At 73.3% G+C, this 18051-nt stretch carries 15 protein-coding genes and 1 pseudogene; 8 read left to right on the top strand and 8 right to left on the bottom strand.

Annotation, left to right across the window (positions count from 1 at the left end; all coding sequences use genetic code 11):
- Both HYE82_RS21400 and HYE82_RS21395 read left to right on the top strand, forming a co-directional pair.
- Positions 1–1398: DUF4190 domain-containing protein (locus HYE82_RS21400; RefSeq protein WP_179175742.1), on the top strand; the 1398-nt coding region annotated here is incomplete at its 5' end.
- A gap of 133 nt (positions 1399–1531) precedes the next feature.
- Positions 1532–3286, top strand: coding sequence for an NAD+ synthase (locus HYE82_RS21395; protein WP_179175741.1), 1755 nt, complete (start codon positions 1532–1534; stop codon positions 3284–3286).
- 30 nt (positions 3287–3316) lie between these two features.
- Here HYE82_RS21395 and HYE82_RS21390 read toward each other — a convergent pair whose 3' ends face one another.
- A complete protein-coding gene (locus HYE82_RS21390) occupies positions 3317–4345 on the bottom strand; it encodes an endonuclease/exonuclease/phosphatase family protein (RefSeq protein WP_179175740.1) in 1029 nt (342 codons plus the stop codon).
- 336 nt (positions 4346–4681) lie between these two features.
- Between HYE82_RS21390 and panB the strand changes: the two genes are divergently transcribed.
- From panB to HYE82_RS21375, 3 genes are all read left to right on the top strand, one after another.
- Entirely contained in the window at positions 4682–5542 is an 861-nt protein-coding gene (gene panB, locus HYE82_RS21385; protein WP_179175739.1) for a 3-methyl-2-oxobutanoate hydroxymethyltransferase, read from the top strand.
- Between the two features lie 251 nt (positions 5543–5793).
- Positions 5794–6819, top strand: a complete 1026-nt coding sequence (locus tag HYE82_RS21380) for an ATP-binding cassette domain-containing protein (RefSeq protein ID WP_179175738.1) — start codon at positions 5794–5796, stop codon at positions 6817–6819.
- Positions 6816–7670 carry an ABC transporter permease gene (locus HYE82_RS21375; RefSeq protein ID WP_179175737.1) on the top strand — a complete coding sequence of 285 codons (855 nt, stop codon included), beginning with the start codon at positions 6816–6818 and terminating at the stop codon, positions 7668–7670. Before HYE82_RS21380 ends, HYE82_RS21375 begins: the two co-directional genes overlap by 4 nt.
- Positions 7671–7729: 59 nt before the next feature.
- On the opposite strand, the gene HYE82_RS21370 is transcribed toward HYE82_RS21375, so the two are convergent.
- Positions 7730–11317, bottom strand: a complete 3588-nt coding sequence (locus HYE82_RS21370; RefSeq protein ID WP_179175736.1) for a BTAD domain-containing putative transcriptional regulator — start codon at positions 11315–11317, stop codon at positions 7730–7732.
- Between HYE82_RS21370 and HYE82_RS21365 the strand changes: the two genes are divergently transcribed.
- Positions 11309–12112: a site-2 protease family protein gene (locus HYE82_RS21365; protein ID WP_179175735.1), complete on the top strand. Its 804-nt coding sequence runs from the start codon at positions 11309–11311 to the stop codon at positions 12110–12112. The two genes, HYE82_RS21370 and HYE82_RS21365, sit on opposite strands and share 9 nt — an antisense overlap.
- Before the next feature lie 149 nt (positions 12113–12261).
- On the opposite strand, the gene HYE82_RS21360 is transcribed toward HYE82_RS21365, so the two are convergent.
- The 3 genes from HYE82_RS21360 to HYE82_RS21350 form a co-directional block, all read right to left on the bottom strand.
- Entirely contained in the window at positions 12262–12447 is a 186-nt protein-coding gene (locus HYE82_RS21360) for a hypothetical protein (RefSeq protein WP_179175734.1), read from the bottom strand.
- A gap of 124 nt (positions 12448–12571) precedes the next feature.
- On the bottom strand, positions 12572–13276 hold the full coding sequence (gene npdG, locus HYE82_RS21355; protein ID WP_179175733.1) for an NADPH-dependent F420 reductase: 705 nt from the start codon (positions 13274–13276) through the stop codon (positions 12572–12574).
- Between the two features lie 155 nt (positions 13277–13431).
- A complete protein-coding gene (locus HYE82_RS21350; RefSeq protein ID WP_179175732.1) occupies positions 13432–13671 on the bottom strand; it encodes a hypothetical protein in 240 nt (79 codons plus the stop codon).
- A gap of 114 nt (positions 13672–13785) precedes the next feature.
- Between HYE82_RS21350 and map the strand changes: the two genes are divergently transcribed.
- Positions 13786–14643, top strand: coding sequence for a type I methionyl aminopeptidase (gene map, locus HYE82_RS21345; protein WP_179175731.1), 858 nt, complete (start codon positions 13786–13788; stop codon positions 14641–14643).
- A gap of 155 nt (positions 14644–14798) precedes the next feature.
- Complete coding sequence (locus HYE82_RS21340; protein WP_179175730.1) at positions 14799–15446, top strand: heme oxygenase (biliverdin-producing); 648 nt, start codon at positions 14799–14801, stop codon at positions 15444–15446.
- Between the two features lie 34 nt (positions 15447–15480).
- On the opposite strand, the gene HYE82_RS21335 is transcribed toward HYE82_RS21340, so the two are convergent.
- The 3 genes and pseudogenes from HYE82_RS21335 to HYE82_RS21325 all read right to left on the bottom strand — a co-directional run.
- Positions 15481–16179, bottom strand: coding sequence for a PhzF family phenazine biosynthesis protein (locus tag HYE82_RS21335; RefSeq protein WP_179175729.1), 699 nt, complete (start codon positions 16177–16179; stop codon positions 15481–15483).
- Positions 16180–16258: 79 nt separating this feature from the next.
- A complete protein-coding gene (locus tag HYE82_RS21330; protein ID WP_179175728.1) occupies positions 16259–17758 on the bottom strand; it encodes an HtaA domain-containing protein in 1500 nt (499 codons plus the stop codon).
- Between the two features lie 89 nt (positions 17759–17847).
- Positions 17848–18051 (bottom strand): annotated as a pseudogene (locus HYE82_RS21325) (Htaa domain protein); the annotation flags it as partial.

Raw genomic sequence — 18051 nt, 5'->3', positions numbered from 1 at the left:
GAGCCCGAGGGCGCCCCCGTACCCCGGCCGGAGGCGGCCCCGACGCCCGCACTGTCGCCGGACAAGTCCGCGGACACCCCGGCGGACGACGCGACCCCCGAGCCCGCGGCGGCCCCGGAGCAGGCGGAGCACGCCGAGCCCACCCCGCTGTCGCTCACCAAGGCCCCGGAACCGGAACCGCAGCCCGGGGCAACCCCGCAAGCCCCCTCGGCCGCCGACCCGCAGCCCGCCGCGGCCGGGGTCACCGCCCCGGCTGCCGCCGCGGCCCCGGCACCGGAGCCGGCCTCGGCACCGGAGCCGGCCCCGGCTGCGGAGCCCGCCCTGGAGGCGGCGCCCGTCGTGGCCACCGCCGAGGTTCCGGCCGCCCCGGCCTCCGGGCCCGCCCCGGCCGCTGCAGCGCCGGCGCCCGATGCCCGGGCCGCGCCGGCTCCGGGATCCGCCCCGACTGCGGCCCACATCGCCCAGCACGGCTTTGCGGCGCCCTTCCCCGACACCTCGACCGTGCCCGGATACGGCGTCCCCGGCGGGTACGCGCCGCCACAGGCCGGACCGTGGGCAGCGCACGCTGCCGGCGGTGCCTGGTTCCGGCAGCCCGCCCCCGTCACCAACGGCCTGGCCGTCGCCGCCCTCGTCGTCGGCCTCGTCTCCCTGCCCCTCGGCCCGATCCCGTTCGTCTTCTGGCTCGGCGCGATCCTCGGTGTGACCGCCGTCGGCCTCGGCATCGGCGCCGTCAACCGCGCATCGGACGGCGCCGGCCGCAAGACGATGTCGGTCATCGGCACCGTCCTCGGCGTACTGGGCATCGCCGCCTCCGTCGGCGGCTACTTCGTCACCCAGAACGTGATCGACCGCCTCGCCGACGAGGCCGCCGAGTCCCGCTTCGACGAACCCGGCCGGGACGACGACCACGACCTCGGCGCCGACGAGCCCTGGCCGCCGAACCCGTCCGCGATCCCCGGGCTCCCCGCGCCGAAGCCGTCGCGCTCCGCGCCGCCCACGGGCCCCGGCATGACCACGCCGCTCCCGTTCGGCGAGACGTACACCTACCCGAACGGCATCAAGGTCAGCCTCTCCGCCCCGAAGGAGTACGTGTCGAAGAACAGGTACTCGACCGTCCGCAACGCGGTGCAGATCACGGTGACCATCACCAACGGCTCCGCCGAGAACCACAACGTCATCCGCGCCGTGCCCGAGGTCCGCGACGACAAGGGCATGACCGCCCCGCTCGCCTTCGACGGCAGCGAGATGCCCAGGTTCATCCGCGGCGACATCCTGCCCGGCCAGTCCGCCGGCGGGATCATCACCTACGAGGTGCCCGAGGGCACGACCAGCCTCAGCGCCTCGATCTCTCCCGGCATTCTGATGCCCGGCGCGAAGTTCGCAGGCCCGATCGGCTGATCCGGCAGCCGTCGGCAGCCGCCGCGACGCACACCCGCACACCCGCAGAGCCGCAGAGCCGCAGAGCCGCCGGAACCCTTGCGGCACGGGGCTTCCAGGACATCGCGTCAGAAAGACGATTACACTGGGGCCCGTGCCTCAACTACGCCTCGCTCTCAATCAGATCGACTCGCACGTCGGCAACGTCTCCGCCAACGCCGACTCCGTCGTCCACTGGACCCGGCACTCCGCCGAGCAGGGAGCCCACCTCGTGGCGTTCCCCGAGATGATGCTGACCGGGTACCCCGTCGAGGACCTCGCCCTGCGCGCCTCCTTCGTCGAGGCCTCCCGCGCCGCCCTGGTCGGGCTGGCCGAGCGGCTGGCGGCCGAGGGCCTGGGCGAGGTGCCGGTCATCGTCGGCTACCTCGACCGCTCCGAGCGGGCCGCCCCGCGCCTGGGCCTGCCCGCCGGCTCCCCCGAGAACGCGGCCGCCGTCCTGCACCGCGGCGAGGTGGTGCTCCGGTTCGCCAAGCACCACCTTCCCAACTACGGCGTGTTCGACGAGTTCCGCTACTTCGTACCCGGCGACACGCAACCGGTGATCCGCGTCCACGGCGTCGACGTGGCCCTGGCGATCTGCGAGGACCTGTGGCAGGAGGGCGGCCGGGTGCCCGCCACCCGCTCGGCCGGGGCCGGCCTGCTGATCTCCGTCAACGCCTCCCCGTACGAGCGCAAGAAGGACGACGTCCGCCTCGAACTGGTGCAGAAGCGGGCCCAGGAGGCCGGCTGCACCCTGGCCTACCTCGCGATGATCGGCGGCCAGGACGAGCTCGTCTTCGACGGCGACTCCATCGTCGTCGGCGCGGACGGCCGGGTCATCGCCCGCGCCCCGCAGTTCTCCGAGGGCTGCGTCCTGATCGACCTCGACCTGCCCGCGGCGTCGGCCGAAGCCCCCGAGGGAATCGTCGACGACGGGCTGCGGATCGACCGGGTGATCCTGTCCGAGGAGCCGGTCGAGCCGTACGAGCCGACCGTCCCCGGCGGTTGCGCCGACCGCCTCGACGACGACGAGGAGGTGTACGACGCGCTGGTGGTGGGCCTGCGCGCGTACGTCAAGAAGAACGGATTCCGCTCCGTCCTGATCGGGCTCTCCGGCGGCATCGACTCGGCGCTCGTCGCCGCGATCGCCTGCGACGCGATCGGCGCGCAGAACGTGCACGGCATCTCGATGCCCTCGAAGTACTCGTCGGAGCACTCCAGGGGCGACGCGGCCGAACTGGCCCGCCGCACCGGCCTGAACCTCCGCACGGTGCCGATCGAGCCGATGTTCGACGCGTACATGGGGTCGCTGGGCCTGACCGGCCTGGCCGAGGAGAACCTCCAGTCCCGGCTGCGCGGCACCCTGCTGATGGCGGTGTCCAACCAGGAGGGCCACATCGTCCTCGCCCCCGGCAACAAGTCGGAGCTGGCCGTCGGCTACTCCACCCTGTACGGCGATTCGGTCGGCGCGTACGGCCCGATCAAGGACGTGTACAAGTCGGACGTGTTCCGGCTCGCCCGGTACCGCAACCGGGCCGCGGCCGAGCGCGGGGAGACCCTGCCCATCCCGGAGAACTCGATCGTGAAGCCGCCGAGCGCCGAACTGCGCCCGGGCCAGGTGGACACGGACTCGCTGCCGGACTATCCGGTGCTGGACGCGATCCTGGAGCTGTACGTGGACCGCGACCAGGGCATCGAGGCGATCGTCGCGGCCGGGTTCGACCGGGAACTCGTGGCCCGGACCCTGCGGATGGTGGACACCGCCGAGTACAAGCGCCGCCAGTACCCGCCGGGCACGAAGATCTCCGCGAAGGGCTTCGGCAAGGACCGCCGCCTGCCCATCACCAACGGCTGGCGCGAGCACGCCTGACGCAGCCGCCCGCGCGGCGGGCAGCAGCCGCTACTTCGTCACCGTCACCCGGGCCGCGACCGGCAGGTGGTCGCTGCCGGTCTGCGGCAGGGTCCAGGAGGCTTCCGGCTTCATCCCGCGGACCATGATCTGGTCGATCCGGGCCATCGGGAACGGGGCCGGCCAGCTGAAGCCGAAGCCGTCGCCCGCCGCGCCCTGGGTGGAGCGCATCTGCGAGGTGACCTCGGACAGGGAGCGGTCGTTCATGGTGCCGTTGAGGTCGCCGAGCAGGATGACCTTCCGCAGCGGCTCGGCGGCGAGCGCGGCACCCAGCGCGTCGGCGCTCTTGTCCCGCTGGTTGGCGGTGAAGCCGGCGTTCAGCTTGACCCGGACGGAGGGCAGGTGGGCCACGAACACGGCGACCTGTCCCTGCGGGGTCTCGACGGTGGTGCGCATGGCCCGGGTCCAGCCCAGCCTGATGTCGACGGGCTTGCCGGAGCTCAGCGGGTACTTGCTCCACACGCCGACGGTGCCCTCCACGGCGTGGTATTTGTACGTGCCCGCCAGCGCCTGCTCGTAGGCGGGGACGGCGCTGCCCTTGAGCTCGGTCAGGGCCAGGACGTCGGCTCCGGCCTTGGCCACCGAGCGGGCCGTACCGCGCGGGTCGGGGTTGTCGGCGTCGACGTTGTGGGCGGCGACCGTCAGGTTGCCGCCGGTGCCGGACTTGTCGGTGACCAGGCCGCCGAAGAGGTTCACCCAGACGACGGCCGTCAACAGTATCGCGATCAGCGCCGTGGCGGACTTGCGCACGACCGCGGCGGCGAGCAGCAGCGGAACGAACACGCCCAGCCAGGGCAGGAAGGTCTCGGTGAGGCTGCCCAGGTTGCCGACGCTGTTGGGCAGCTCCGCATGGAGGATCATGACGAGCGCCAGCAGCCCGGCGAGCGCCGCGATCACCACCCCCCGCCGCCAGATGCCCGGATCGCGCCGCAGCTCGGCCACGCGGCGGCGGAGGCGGGATCCGCGGGGCTCGGGCTCCGAGCCGCCGTTTCCCGTCTCCGCCATGTACGCCTGTGCCATGCCACTGCCCTCGCTGCCGTGCTCGCGCTCCGTCCCCCCACCATGACCCTAGGCGATGGACGCAGACTTCCGTGCCGTTGATCCGGCCGTACGTCCGGGAGGACGAACGGCCATACGCCCCGGGTTCCGGTTGTCACGAAACGCGCACATTCGGTCCGCGCGCCCCCTTCGCACCTTGCGGACGCCCGGGCGACACCCGCAGTGCGCGCCTCCCGGTGAGGTGTGACGGGACGGCCGCTCCCTCCACTTTCGCGCCCGGCCGGGCAGGTGCCACCATGGGGGTGAGTCCGGGGACGCCGTGAGGGCGCCTCGAGATGACATCAAGGAGCAGTTGCAATGACGCATGCCGTTTCGCCTGCCCGCGAAGCCGCCTCCGCCACCCTGTACGGAGGCACGGGCACCCGGCGGATCACCGTCCGCGACCTGACGCTCGCCAAGGAGCGCGGGGAGAAGTGGCCCATGCTCACCGCCTACGACGCGATGACCGCGTCCGTGTTCGACGAGGCCGGCATCCCGGTCATCCTCGTCGGCGACTCGATGGGCAACTGTCACCTCGGCTACGAGAACACCGTCCCGGTGACGATGGACGAGATGACGCTGCTGTCCGCGGCCGTCGTCCGCGGCACCCGGCGGGCGATGGTCATCGGTGACCTGCCCTTCGGCTCGTACCAGGAAGGCGCCGTCCAGGCGCTGCGCAGTGCCACCCGGCTCGTGAAGGAGGCCGGTGTCGGCGCCGTGAAGCTGGAGGGCGGCGAGCGCTCGCTGCGCCAGACCGAGCTGATCGTGCAGTCCGGCATCCCGGTCATGTCCCACCTGGGCCTGACCCCGCAGTCCGTCAACGCCATGGGCTACCGGGTCCAGGGCCGCGGCGACGAGGCCGCGCACCAGCTGCTCCGCGACGCCAAGGCGGCACAGGACGCGGGGGCCTTCGCGGTGGTCCTGGAACTCGTACCGGCCGAACTGGCCGCCGAGGTCACCCGGTCGCTGCACATCCCGACGGTCGGCATCGGCGCGGGAGCGGACTGCGACGCGCAGGTGCTGGTGTGGACCGACATGATGGGCCTGACCGGCGGGAAGATGCCGAAGTTCGTGAAGCAGTACGCGAACCTGCGCGCGACCATGACGGACGCGGCGAAGGCGTTCGCCGAGGACGTCGTCGGCGGAACGTTCCCCCAGGAGCAGCACAGCTTCCACTGACGCCGCGGGCCCACCGCCCCACCGACCCCAACGGCTCGGCACGACCGAACCGGCAGCCCGTCGCCCCCCTCCGGGCCGGCGGGCTGCCGCCGTCCCGGCGGGCCTGCCGGCCCGCTGTCCTGCGTTTGCAGGTGCGTTGCCGGTGCGTTGCCGGTGCGTTGTCGGTGCGTTGCCGGTGCGGCCAACGGGTTGTCGGTCGGCTGTCGGTCGGCTGTCGGTGCTTTGTCGGCGGCGGCTGGTCCGATAGGGGCATGACGCGAAACGACAAGAATCCCCAGAGCGGCGGGAACGCCGTGGAGGTGCGGGGACTGGTCAAGCACTTCGGCGAGACCAAGGCCCTCGACGGTGTCGACCTGGACGTCCGCGAGGGCACGGTCCTCGGGGTCCTCGGCCCCAACGGCGCCGGCAAGACCACCCTGGTGCGCTGCCTGTCCACCCTCCTCGTCCCCGACGCCGGAACCGCCCGGGTCGCCGGCTACGACGTGGTCCACCAGCCGCGGCAGCTGCGCCGCACCATAGGCCTCACCGGCCAGTACGCCTCGGTCGACGAGCGGCTGTCCGGCTGGGAGAACCTCTACATGATCGGCAGGCTGCTCGACCTGTCCCGCAAGGACGCCCGCCGCCGCGCCGACGAGATGCTGGAGCGGTTCTCGCTGACCGACGCGGCGAAGAAGGTCGCCGGGATGTACTCCGGCGGCATGCGCCGCCGCCTGGACCTCGCGGCCTCCCTGATCGGGAACCCGGCCGTGCTCTACCTGGACGAGCCGACCACCGGCCTGGACCCGCGCACCCGCAACGAGGTGTGGGACGAGGTGCAGCGGCTGGTGGCCGAGGGCGCGACCGTCCTGCTCACCACCCAGTACATGGAGGAGGCCGAGCAGCTGGCGAGCGAGCTGACGGTCATCGACCGCGGCAAGGTCATCGCCAACGGCAAGGTCGACGAGCTGAAGGCCCGGGTCGGCGGCCGCACCCTGCGGATCCGTCCGGTGGACCCGGCGGAACTGCCCGGCATGGCCCGGTCCCTGGCCGAGGCGGGCCTCGACGGCGTCGCCGGCTCCCAGGCCGTGCCCGACGAGGGCGTGCTGCTGGTCCCGATCCTCAGCGACGAGCAGCTGACGGCGGTGGTCGGGCTGCTCGCGGCCCGCGGCTGCGCCATCGCCGATCTGGGCACGTACCTGCCCAGCCTGGACGAGGTGTTCCTCTCCATCACCGGCCACCCGGCCACGTCCCCTGCGGACTCCGTTCCCACCGGCACGACCGAGGAGGTCGCGGCATGAGCACGACGACTACCGCCCCGGCCCGCGACGCGGCCGCCGGAACACCCGCGCCGAAGTCGGCGCACTCCGGGGAGGGCCGGATCGGCCTGCGCGGCAACCTGCGGCACATCGGCGCCCTGTCGCGCCGCAACGCCCTCCAGATCAAGGCGAATCCGGAGTCGGTGTTCGAGGTCGTGCTGATGCCGATCGTCTTCATCCTGCTGTTCACGTACGTCTTCGGCGGCGCGATCGCGGGCCAGGGCAACCAGGACGCCTACGTCAACTACCTGCTCCCGGGCATGATGGCGATGACGGGCCTGAACATCGCCATGGCGGTGGGCACGGGCGTCAACGAGGACTTCAAGAAGGGCGTCATGGACCGCTTCCGGTCCATGCCGATCGCCCGCTCCTCGGTCCTCATCGCCAAGATCGTGGTCGAGATCGGCCGGATGCTGGTGGCCACCGCGATCCTCCTCGGCATGGGCTTCCTGCTGGGTCTGGAGATCAAGACCTCGGTGCTGGACCTGCTGGCCGCGGTCGGCCTGTCGATGGTCTTCGGCGCCTCGCTGATGTGGATCTTCATCCTGCTCGGCCTGACCATGAAGACGGCCCAGGGCGTCCAGGGGGTGGCGATGCTGGTGCTGATGCCGCTCCAGTTCGGCAGCTCCATCTTCAGCCCGCCGTCCTCGATGCCCGGCTGGCTGCAGTCCTTCACGGACTACAACCCGCTGTCCAACCTGGCCGATGCGGCCCGCAACCTCATCAACGGCGGCCCGGTCGCCCACTCGGTGTGGATGACGCTGGGCTGGGCCGTGGTGATCACCGCGGCCACGGCGCCGCTGGCGGTCGCGAAGTTCCGCAAGAAGACCTGATCCGGTCGGACGGTCCGCTCCGGATCGCGTCCCGGACGGGCCCCGCTCGGGGGGCCGGGTCAGACGAGGGCGGTGGCCTCCTCCAGGGTGAGGCCGCCGCCTTCGGCGTACGCCGCTTCGTAGGCGGCGTCGCCGAGGACCGCCCGGGACAGCTCCTCGGCCAGGGCGGAGTCCTCCCGCTCGATGCTGACCGGGAAGTGGCCCGCGGGCAGCAGGGCCCGGTACGCGCCCAGCAGCCGCGCAGCGTCGTACGCCTGCCCGGGCCCGCCCAGGGCCGCCCGGGAACGGGCCGCCGTCATCAGGTACACGGCGGGCATCTGCGGGGCGACCATCAGGGCGAGCGGGTCCTGGGCGGCGGTGCCCATGGCCTCCCGGAGCAGCACCAGCGCCTCCTCGGGCCGGCCGTCCTGGTTCTCCAGCCAGGCCATGATGCCCAGCAGGAACCCGTCGAAGATGGCGTACGCGCCGAAGGCGAACTCTTCGCGCAGCCGCTGCAGCTGGGCGCGGCCCTCGGGGATGCGGCCGCTGCGCCCGTAGCAGGAGGCAAGGAACATGCGGGCGGCGGGCAGGGCCTCGTTGCCGTACGCGTGGTGGGTGCGCAGGACCTCGGTGAGCAGCTCCTCGGCGTCGGCGGCCCGGCCGCTCTCCAGCAGGACCCCGGCCATCCGCACGCGCAGCACCGTGACCTGGGAGGAGGCTCCGAGCCGCTCGGCGTACTCGATCGCGGAACGGAAGTCCTCGGCGGCGGACTCGTGCCGGCCGCGCTTCTCGTGGGCCTCGGCGCGCGCGGACAGGGCCTCCGCGCAGCCCCAGTCATCGCCCAGCTCGGTGAACAGGGCCAGGCTCTCCTCGGCGTCGCGGACCGCGTCGCCCGCACAGGAGGCTCGGCTCGCGAGGATGTTGGCGCGCATCTGGAGGGCCCCGGCCAGCTCCCAGCGGTAGTCCAGCGCGCGGGCGGTGTCGACGATGGCGTCGACGACCTGCTGGAGCAGGTCCGCGTCACCGGACAGCATCACGGCGTAGACCCACAGCGCGCCGGGGGCGTGGCAGGTCTGCGGCATGCCGGGCCGGTACGCGGCGAGGATCCCCTCGATCTGGTGCCGGACCTCCGGGGAGGTCCAGCTCTCTTTGCTCTGGTCGCGGGCGGCGAGCTGGACCAAGCGGATGCCGCGCCAGGCCTCGGTGAGCCGCTCGCCGCTGTACGGCGGGGGCGTGTCCACGACGCGCTCGTACACCGGCTCGGCAGGGGTGACGGGCGGCTGGAAGGGGTCCGGGCCGAGGGCGCCGGCGGCGTTCGCCCAGTGCCGGGACTCGGCGCGCAGGTCGTGCATCTGCCAGTACCAGACGAGGGAGTGCACCAGGCACAGCACCTCGTCGGTGTCGCGGGCGGCGACGGCCCTGCGCAGGGCGGTGCGGAGGTTCTCGTACTCGGTGGCGAGGCGTGCGGCGGCGGCGCGCTGGCCGCGGCCGCGGAGCAGCGGCTCGGCGGTGCGGGCGAGTTCCCGGTAGTGGACGAGGTGGCGCCGCTCGGTGGCCACCCGGTCGCCGGGGACCTCGTCCAGCCGCTCGCCGGCGTACTCGGCGACGGTCTCCAGGAGCCGGTAGCGCATGCCGTCGGGGGTGGGGGCGGCGGTGACGAGGGACTTGTCGACGAGGGAGCCGAGGAGCAGGGCGACATCGGATGCGCCTTCCGTGCTGCCGGCGCAGACGGCTTCGGCGGCGGCCAGGTCGCAGCCGCCGGCGAACACGGACAGCCGGGCGAGGACGGTTCGCTCCGGCTCGTCCAGCAGGTCCCAGGACCAGTCGACGACCGCGCGCAGGGTCTGCTGGCGGGGCAGAACGGTCCGGGCGCCGCTGGTCAGCAGCCGGAACCGGTCGTCCAGCCGGTCCGCGATCTGGCGGGGCGTGAGCAGCCGGAGCCGGGCCGCGGCCAGCTCGATCGCCAGCGGCAGACCGTCGAGGCGGCGGCAGATCTCGGCGGCGGCCTCCGGATCGTCGCCGGTGGTGAACCCGGGTCGGGCGGCGGCGCCGCGGTCGCCGAGCAGCCGCAGCGCGACCGGGTCGGGCAGCGGCTCCACCGGGCGCAGGAACTCGCCGGGGACGCCGAGGGGTTCGCGGCTGGTGGCCAGGATCCGCACGCCGGGGCAGTGGGTGAGGAGCTGCTCGGCGAGTTCGGCGGCCGCGCCGACGATGTGCTCGCAGTTGTCCAGGATCAGCAGGAGCCGGAGCCGGGCGCAGTGCTCGGTGAGCCGGTCGAGCGGGTTGTCGCCGACGCGTTCGGTCAGTGCCCGCAGCTCCTCGGCGGAGGCGCCGCGCAGCTTGGTCTCGCGGGCCCCGAGGGCGGTGAGCACGGCCTCGGCGACATCGTCCGGATCGTCCACGGGGGCGAGCTCCGCGAACCACACGCCGTCCGGCCAGCAGTCGGCCGGGGCGTGCGCCTCGGCGGCCTCCTGCGACAGCCGGGTCTTGCCGGCCCCGCCGGGCCCGAGCAGGGTGACCAGGCGCGCCTGCCCGAGGTCCGCGCCGATGGCCCGGATGTCCTCCTCCCGCCCGACGAAGGTGGTCAGCCGCGCCCGCAGGTTCCCCCGGCCCCGCGGCCCGGTGGGGCCGTCACCCGGGGGCCGTGCGGACGGAGTCGCCGTGGGCCGGGCGGAGTCCTGCCCCAGGGCGACCGGGTGGCCGGAGCGGGTGGCGGGCCCGGGGGAGGATCCCGCGGCGGGCTCCCGCGCGGGGCCGGCGCCGGAGGCCGGGAGCAGGACGCCCGAGGGGTCGGCGCTGCGGTCGGCGGACGGGACGCCGGACGGGGCGCCGGACGCGGCAGCGGGCCGGGCAGCGCCGGACGCGGCAGCGGCCGGCACGCCGGACGGGGCCAGCAACTCGGCGTGGAGGCTGCGCAGGGCAGGACCGGGGTCGGCGCCGAGCCGGTCGGCGAGGTCCTGCCGGACCTCCGCATAGGCGGCCAGGGCCTCGGCCGCGCGCCCGGAGTCCCGAAGCGCCCGGATCCGGAGCACCTGCAGGGGCTCGTCCAGCGGGTGCTGCGCGCACAGCGCGGCGAGCTCCGGCAGGACGCGGGCCGCCTCCCCGAGGTCGAGGGCCGCGGCGAGCCGCCCCCGGAGCGCGTCCCTCCGTACGGCCTCCCACCGCGCGGCTTCCGCCCCCGGGTCCGGGAGGTCGGCGAGCGCCGGGCCGCGCCACAGCGCGAGGGCCTCGTCGAACAGGGCGGCCGCCCGCGCCGGGTCCGTGTCCGCGGCGGCCGCGGCGGACCGGACCAGCCGTTCGAAGCGGTACAGGTCGACGTCCTCGCGCGCGGCGGCGAGGCGGTACCCGCCCTCCGCCGACCGCACGGCCTCGTGGCCCAGCGCCCTGCGCAGTCGGGCGACCAGCGCCTGGAGGGCGGCGTACGCGTCGGCCGGCCGGTCGCCGTCCCACACCTCGGCCACGAGCAGGTCGGCCGGCACCGCCCGCCCCGGCTGCAGCGCGAGCGCGGTCAGCAGGGCGCGCAGGCGCGCGCCGCCGACGACGACGGGGGTCCCGTCGTCGCGGGTGGCCTGGATGGTGCCGAGGATCGCGTAGCGCACCGGCCCATTGTCCCCGGACCGGTATCCCGTACGGCCCCCTGGCCGGGTAGGTTTCGCCGCATGGGTCATCAGAGCACGCGCAGCGACCGGCAGGTCAGTTCCGTTTTCCTCGGCATCGCCGCGATCATGGCCGTCACGGGGTGGGCGGTGTGGACGGGGTACTCGTCGAGCGCGGGCCTGGCCGTCTTCCTCTTCGTCACGTCGGCGTGGATCGTCTCGCTCTGCCTGCACGAGTACGCGCACGCCCGCACCGCGCTGCACGGCGGCGACCTCACGGTCGGCGCGAAGGGCTACCTGACGCTGAACCCCCTCAAGTACACGCACGCACTGCTGAGCATCGTCCTGCCTGTGATCTTCGTGATCCTGGGCGGTCTGGGCCTGCCGGGCGGGGCGGTGTACATCGAGCGGGACCGGGTGCAGGGCCGCTGGAAGCACAGCCTGATCTCGGCGGCGGGCCCGCTGACGAACGTGGTGTTCGCGGCCGTCTGTACCGCGCCCTTCTGGCTGGGCGCCGTGGACGGCGTCCCGCTCGCGTTCCGCTTCGCCCTGGCCTTCCTCGCGTTGCTGCAGGTCTCCGCGGCGATCCTGAACTTCCTGCCGGTACCCGGCCTCGACGGCTACGGCATCATCGAGCCCTGGCTGTCGTACCGGGTGCGCCGCGAGGTGGCGCCGCTGGCGCCGTTCGGCCTGATCGCGGTGTTCGCACTGCTGTGGGTCCCGGCGGTCAACGCGGCCTTCTTCGGCGCGGTCGAGGGCGTGCTGTCCGCGCTGGGCGTCTCCGACGTGGAGACGTACTGCGGGCACGGCCTGTACCGCTTCTGGCAGGAGACGGACGGCCTGTGCGCCGTCCCCCAGGCCGAGTAGTCCACGACTGGTCCTGCTTCGGGCCCGGGCCCTGCCGCAGGTCGAGCCGGCCCCCGCCCGCCGTGCGGTCGGCGCGAGTCGGCGTACCGCCGGTGGCGGCGGTGGAGCTGCTCCTCGGTCTCCGGGCCGCCCAGGTGCTCCGCTTCTTCCTAGCCGGCGGAGCCGGAGGCCTTGCGGGCCTTGTCCTTGCGCACGTAGTACCAGGCCATGTTGGACGTGAGGCCGGCGAGCAGCACCCACACGATGCCCAGGAAGCTGCCCTCCACGAAGGCGACCACGGCCGCCGCCACGGAGAGGATGCAGACGACGATGGCGAAAACGGCAAGGCGGGGCATGGGGTACGGCTCCTCGGCGGCACGGGTGGGGTCGAGCCACTCCAGTGTCCCCCATGCCCCGCAGTGCCCCCGTAAAGGCACCCGGCGAACACACCCGCCCGGGCGGCGGCAAGGGTCAGACGGGTCAGACGTCGGTGATGCGGAGGCCCGCGTGGGCCTTGTAGCGGCGGTTGGCGGAGATGAGGTTGGCGACCAGGGACTCGACCTGGTGGGCGCCCCGCAGGCGGCCGGCGAAGACTCCGCGCATGCCGGGGATGCGGCCGGCCAGGGCCTGGACGATGTCGGTGTCGGCGCGGGACTCGCCGAGGACCATGACGTCGGTGTCGATCTCCTCGACCGACTCGTCCTGGAGCAGGACCGCCGAGAGGTGGTGGAAGGCGGCCGTGACGCGGGAGTCCGGGAGGAGGGCGGCGGCCTGCTGGGCGGCGCTGCCCTCCTCGACCTGGAGGGCGTAGGCACCCTGCTTGTCGAAGCCGAGGGGGTTGACGCAGTCCACGACGAGCTTGCCCGCGAGGTCCTCGCGCAGGGCCTCCAGGGTCTTGGCGTGGCCCTCCCACGGCACCGCGATGATCACGATGTCGCTGCGGCGCGCGCACTCGGCGTTGTCCGCGCCCTCCACGCCCAGGCCGAGCTCGGCGGCGGCGTGCGCGGCGCGGTCGGCGGCGCGCGAGCCGATGATCACCTTCTGGCCGGCCTTGGCGAGCCGGTAGGCCAGGCCGCGGCCCTGGTCGCCGGTGCCGCCGAGGACGCCGACGACGAGGCCGGAGACGTCCGGCAGGTCCCACGGGTCCTTCGCGGCGGGCTTCTGTGTGCTGTCAGTGGAGGTCATGGAGGTGAGCGTAATGCCGGGTCCGGGGCGATCGAACAGGCATCTGCCTCGCGGTGCGTGACGCTCCCGCTTCCTATCGGACAGGGGCGTGCCAGAGGACTGGCGGGGCGCCCGGGCGGACTCCCGTCCGTCCGTCCGGGCGGGTGCGGAGTCCGTCAGGTCTCCGTCGCGTCCTCGTCCTCCTCGCGGGACTTGTCGTTCCACCTGGGGTCGTTCTGCCATTCGAGGTTGCGCTCCTGCGCGGTCTGCATGGCGTGGGAGGCCTCCTCGGGGGTGGCGTACGGGCCGAAGCGGTCCTTCGCCGGGCACTCGGGCCCCTCCTCGACCTTCCGGTGCACCAGGCAGTAGTACCACTCGCCCGGTTTGCCCACCTGACGCTTCTTGAACAGGGCCATCGTCCTCGGGCTCCTCTCGCCGACGGCTCTGCGCCGGTCCTCCGGTGTTCCGCGCCGTTCTCCGCTTCTCTCTGCCGCCATGCTGCCCCATCCCCGCTGGATACACTCGCTTGCATGTCTGGCCAGTCGCTGCTCGTCCCCGGCGAGCTCTCTCCGACCCGTTCCGTTCCCGGCAACATCCGCCGGCCCGAGTACGTGGGCAAGCCCGCGCCCACCCCGTACACCGGACCGGAGGTGCAGTCGGCCGAGATCATCGAGGCCATGCGCATCGCCGGCCGGATCGCCGCGCAGGCGATGGAGGAGGCGGCCAAGCTGATCGCCCCCGGGGTGACCACCGACGCGCTGGACCGCGTGGCGCACGAGTACATGTGCGACCACGGCGCCTACCCGTCGACCCTGGGCTACCGGGGCTTCCCGAAGTCCCTGTGCGCCTCGATCAACGAGGTCATCTGCCACGGCATCCCCGACTCGACCGTGCTGCGCGACGGCGACATCGTGAACCTGGACGTCACCGCCTACATCGGCGGCGTGCACGGCGACAACAACGCCACCTACCTGTGCGGGGACGTGGACGAGGAGTCCCGGCTGCTGGTGGAGCGGACGCGGGAGGCGCTGAACCGCGCCATCAAGGCCGTCAAGCCGGGCCGGCAGGTCAACGTCATCGGCCGGGTCATCGAGTCGTACGCGAAGCGTTTCGGCTACGGCGTGGTCCGGGACTTCACGGGGCACGGCATCAACTCGTCCTTCCACTCCGGTCTGATCATCCCGCACTACGACAGCCCGCACGCCACGACGGTGATCCAGCCCGGGATGACCTTCACGATCGAGCCGATGCTGACGCTGGGCACCCACGAGTACGACATGTGGGACGACGGCTGGACGGTGGTCACGAAGGACCGGAAGCGGACCGCGCAGTTCGAGCACACACTGGTGGTGACGGACACGGGCGCCGACATCCTCACCCTGCCGTAGGGAGTCGCGACACGGAGGTTTCGACCCCGGGGATGTTTTACCGACAACGCGTCGGGAACACATTGACTTAGGTAAGCCTAAGTATGAGGATCGGGCATGGCGGCCGACCGACCGTGCCGCCGTGCCCCGCATCCACGCCCGACGGAGGTCTTGTCTTGGACGCCTTCTCCACGGTCATCCGTGTCGCCTCGCACGAGCAGCACACCGAGGCCGAGACCTCGACGTTCATGAGCGACCTGCTCGGCGGCCGGCTCGGCGTGGACGCCTACGCGCGCTACACCGAGCAGCTGTGGTTCGTGTACCGGGCCCTGGAGGACGCGGCCGGGTCCCTCGCGGACGACCCGGTCGCGGGCCCCTTCATACAGCCCGAGCTGATGCGCGTCGCCGAGATCGAGCGCGACCTGGCGCACCTGCGCGGCCCCTCCTGGCGCGAGACGCTGGTGGCACTGCCCGCGACCGAGGCGTACGCGGCCCGGATCGCCGAGTGCGCGGCCACCTGGCCCGGCGGATACGTCGCCCACCACTACACCCGCTACCTGGGCGACCTCTCCGGCGGCCAGATCATCCGCGACAAGGCGGAGCGGACCTGGGGCTTCGAGCGCAAGGGCGACGGGGTCCGGTTCTACGTCTTCACGGACATCGCCAACCCGGCGGCGTTCAAGCGGCACTACCGCGAGCTGCTGGACGCGATCGCCGCCGACGACCTGGAGAAGCAGCGCATCATCGACGAGTGCAAGCGCGCCTTCGACTACAACGGGGCCGTCTTCCGGCAGCTGGGCGAGGCGTTCCCGCTCAGCGCCTGAGCCCGACCGCCTTCCCCTTCGGTCCCCGGCCCGGTCAGCGCAGCGGGCCGCCCATCCGGCCGTATGCCGGGCCCGCCTGGGGCGGGGCGCCGAAGCGGACGCGGCCGCCGATCTCGACGGTGCCGTCCGGGCCGGGGGCCGTGAGGATCTGCGACCCCGCGCCCTGGGTGATGTTCAGGGCGCGGTTCAGCTGTGCCGTCAGCAGGACCGCCGCCGAGCCGGTGGCCTCGTCCTCGACGATGACCCCGTCCGGGCGCCGCGGGAAGCCGCGGGCCCGGATGCGGCCCGCGGCCTCGTCCTCCCAGGCCCACGCGTACAGCCAGCCCTCGCCCGGCGGCGGGGCGGGCAGCGCGTCGACCTCGGCGGGGGTGGCGTACTGCTCGGTGCGCTTGCCCTCGACCCATTCGGGCAGGGCCGTGATCCAGGTGAACTCCCCGTCGTAGCGGGCCCGCACGGTGCCGGCCGGCGGCTCCAGTTCCTCGATGTCCAGCAGCCAGGCGACGCCGACCAGCGGATGCCCCGCGAAGGACATCCGCGTGCCGGGGGTGCGGATGTCGACGACCCCGCGCTCGGGGTCGTCGACGAACACCGTCTCGCTGTAGCCGAGTTCGGCGGCCAGGGCCTGCCGGGACGCGTCGTCGGGGCAGGTCCGGCCGTCGCGTACGACACCGAGCACGTTGCCGAAGCGGCCGTCGCCCGCGCAGAAGACCCTGAGTACGTCGAGATCGTTCACGCGGGCATTCAAGCACGGCCCGGTTAAGCCCCGGCTCAGCCCCGTTTCGACCCGGCCCGGGTAGCCCCGGCCGGCCGGGTCAGGAACGGGCGGTACGCCGCCTGCGGGCGAGGGACAGGGCACCTGCGCCGGCCACGACGGCCACGCCGGAGGTGGCGAGCAGCGCCCCGGCCGGGACGCCGGCTCCGGTGGCGGCGAGCGTCCCGCCGGTGGAGCCGCCTGTGCCGCCTCCGACCGTGCTGCCGGCGCCGGTGGTGCCGGTGCTCGTGGTGCCGCCCGTCGTGGTGCCGCCGGTCCGGCCGGTCGTGGGGGTGCTGCCGGGCAGGACGGCGTCCTTGTCGACGGTGACCGACAGGGTGACCGGGTCGGTGGGCTTGCCCGCTTCGTAGGCGGCGTTCCAGTTGCCGATCGCGGCGGAGCCCTCGGCGGTGAAGGCGGCCGGGACGGACGCAAGGGTGAGCACGCCGCCGGTGGTGCGGTACTCGGCCTTGGACAGGTCGAGGGTGGCGAAGGGGATGTCCGCCTTGGTCGCCTCGGGCGTCTTGATGTCGAGCAACAGGGTGCCCTTCCTGCCCTCGGCATTGACGCGCAGGTTGGTGAAGGTCATGTCGATCTCGTGGTCGGGCTGCCGGAAGCGGAGGCTGCCCGCGAAGGAGGCGTTCAGCTTCTGCTCGGCCGCGTCGAGTTCGCCCTTGCCGAAGGCGAAGGAGAAGGTGTTGCCGGCGGCCATCGCGCCGCCGGACGGGGCGACGGAGCCGCCGCCCTTCACCACGTACGTGCGGAACGACTCCTTCACGCCCCAGGTGAGCCGTCCGCCGAGCAGCTGCTGCGGTCCGGAGGGAGCCGGGGAGCTCGCGCCCGGCGAGGGCGCGAGCGTCGGGGCGGGCCCGCCGTTCGACGGCGACGGGGAGGGCGCGGTCGAGCCGGACGGCGAGGGCGCGGACGGCGAGGGCGAGGGCGGGGTGGAATCGCCGTACGTGAGGTCCGCGGTGAGCGGGTCGCCGGCCATGCCCGCGTAGTCGTCGTAGCCGAGCTGGTCGGCGGCCTCCTTGGTGAGGGTGGTGGCGAGCCTGTCCATGGCGGAGCCGGAGAAGGCCACCTCCGCCAGCGGGACGTCGCGGGTGAGCGTTCCGTTCTTGGTGACGTCGGCGGTGAGCCTCTTCGTGCCCGTGTCGATCCGGAGGTTGGCGAGGGTCACCTTGAAGCGGTGGGCGGTCGATTCGAAGGTGACGCTGCCCTTGAAGGCCGCCGTCGCGACATGACTGCCGTTCTTGTCGTACTCACCGGTGGCGGAGGTGAAGCGGAAGGTGCCGTCCGCGTTGGCCGCGGCGCCGTCGGCCGGGGTGATCGTGCCCTTGGCCCTGTCCGTGACGTACGCCCGGTAGCGCGCCAGGACGCCCCAGTCGAGGGTGCCGTTGACGATCTTCAGGGTTTCGGCGGCGGGAGCCGGGCCAAGGGCGGCGGCGGGCGCGGCGCCCACGGCCGTGGCGGGCAGGGCGAGGACGGTGGCGCCGAGCGCGGCAGCGGTGAGGACGGCCGCCACGAGCGATACGGAGCGGCGGGGGGTGGATGAGGACATGGGCTGGTTCTCCTGGAGGGAATGGGGGTGGCGTGCAGCCGCGTACGGCGTGCGGTACGGGAGGCTCAGGGGTACCCGGCCGTTCCGGCTCAGGGGCGGCCCGGCTGTTCGCCGGAGGCGGCCGCCCGCGTACGGCGTCGCCGCACCGACAGCCGTGCGGCGCCGCCGGCCAGGACCAGGAGAGCCGCGGCGAAGGCGGCGTACAGCCCGGTGTCCGACAGCCCGTCCGACGGCCCGCCGGACGGTGCGGCAGTGGGGGACGGCCCTGCCGGCGGGGAGGCGGTGGTCTGCGG

The sequence above is a fragment of the Streptomyces sp. BR123 genome (assembly GCF_013401435.1).
In the GTDB taxonomy this organism is placed as follows: Bacteria; Actinomycetota; Actinomycetes; order Streptomycetales; family Streptomycetaceae; genus Streptomyces.
This window is presented reverse-complemented; position numbering and strand designations above follow the sequence as displayed.

Coding starts and splice junctions, on each gene's coding strand:
- HYE82_RS21390 (WP_179175740.1), bottom strand. CDS start 4,345: ATGGCACAGGCGTACATGGCGGAGACGGGAAACGGCGGCTCGGAGCCC.
- panB (WP_179175739.1), top strand. CDS start 4,682: ATGACGCATGCCGTTTCGCCTGCCCGCGAAGCCGCCTCCGCCACCCTG.
- HYE82_RS21380 (WP_179175738.1), top strand. CDS start 5,794: ATGACGCGAAACGACAAGAATCCCCAGAGCGGCGGGAACGCCGTGGAG.
- HYE82_RS21375 (WP_179175737.1), top strand. CDS start 6,816: ATGAGCACGACGACTACCGCCCCGGCCCGCGACGCGGCCGCCGGAACA.
- HYE82_RS21365 (WP_179175735.1), top strand. CDS start 11,309: ATGGGTCATCAGAGCACGCGCAGCGACCGGCAGGTCAGTTCCGTTTTC.
- HYE82_RS21370 (WP_179175736.1), bottom strand. CDS start 11,317: ATGACCCATGCGGCGAAACCTACCCGGCCAGGGGGCCGTACGGGATAC.
- HYE82_RS21360 (WP_179175734.1), bottom strand. CDS start 12,447: ATGCCCCGCCTTGCCGTTTTCGCCATCGTCGTCTGCATCCTCTCCGTG.
- npdG (WP_179175733.1), bottom strand. CDS start 13,276: ATGACCTCCACTGACAGCACACAGAAGCCCGCCGCGAAGGACCCGTGG.
- HYE82_RS21350 (WP_179175732.1), bottom strand. CDS start 13,671: ATGGCCCTGTTCAAGAAGCGTCAGGTGGGCAAACCGGGCGAGTGGTAC.
- map (WP_179175731.1), top strand. CDS start 13,786: ATGTCTGGCCAGTCGCTGCTCGTCCCCGGCGAGCTCTCTCCGACCCGT.
- HYE82_RS21330 (WP_179175728.1), bottom strand. CDS start 17,758: ATGTCCTCATCCACCCCCCGCCGCTCCGTATCGCTCGTGGCGGCCGTC.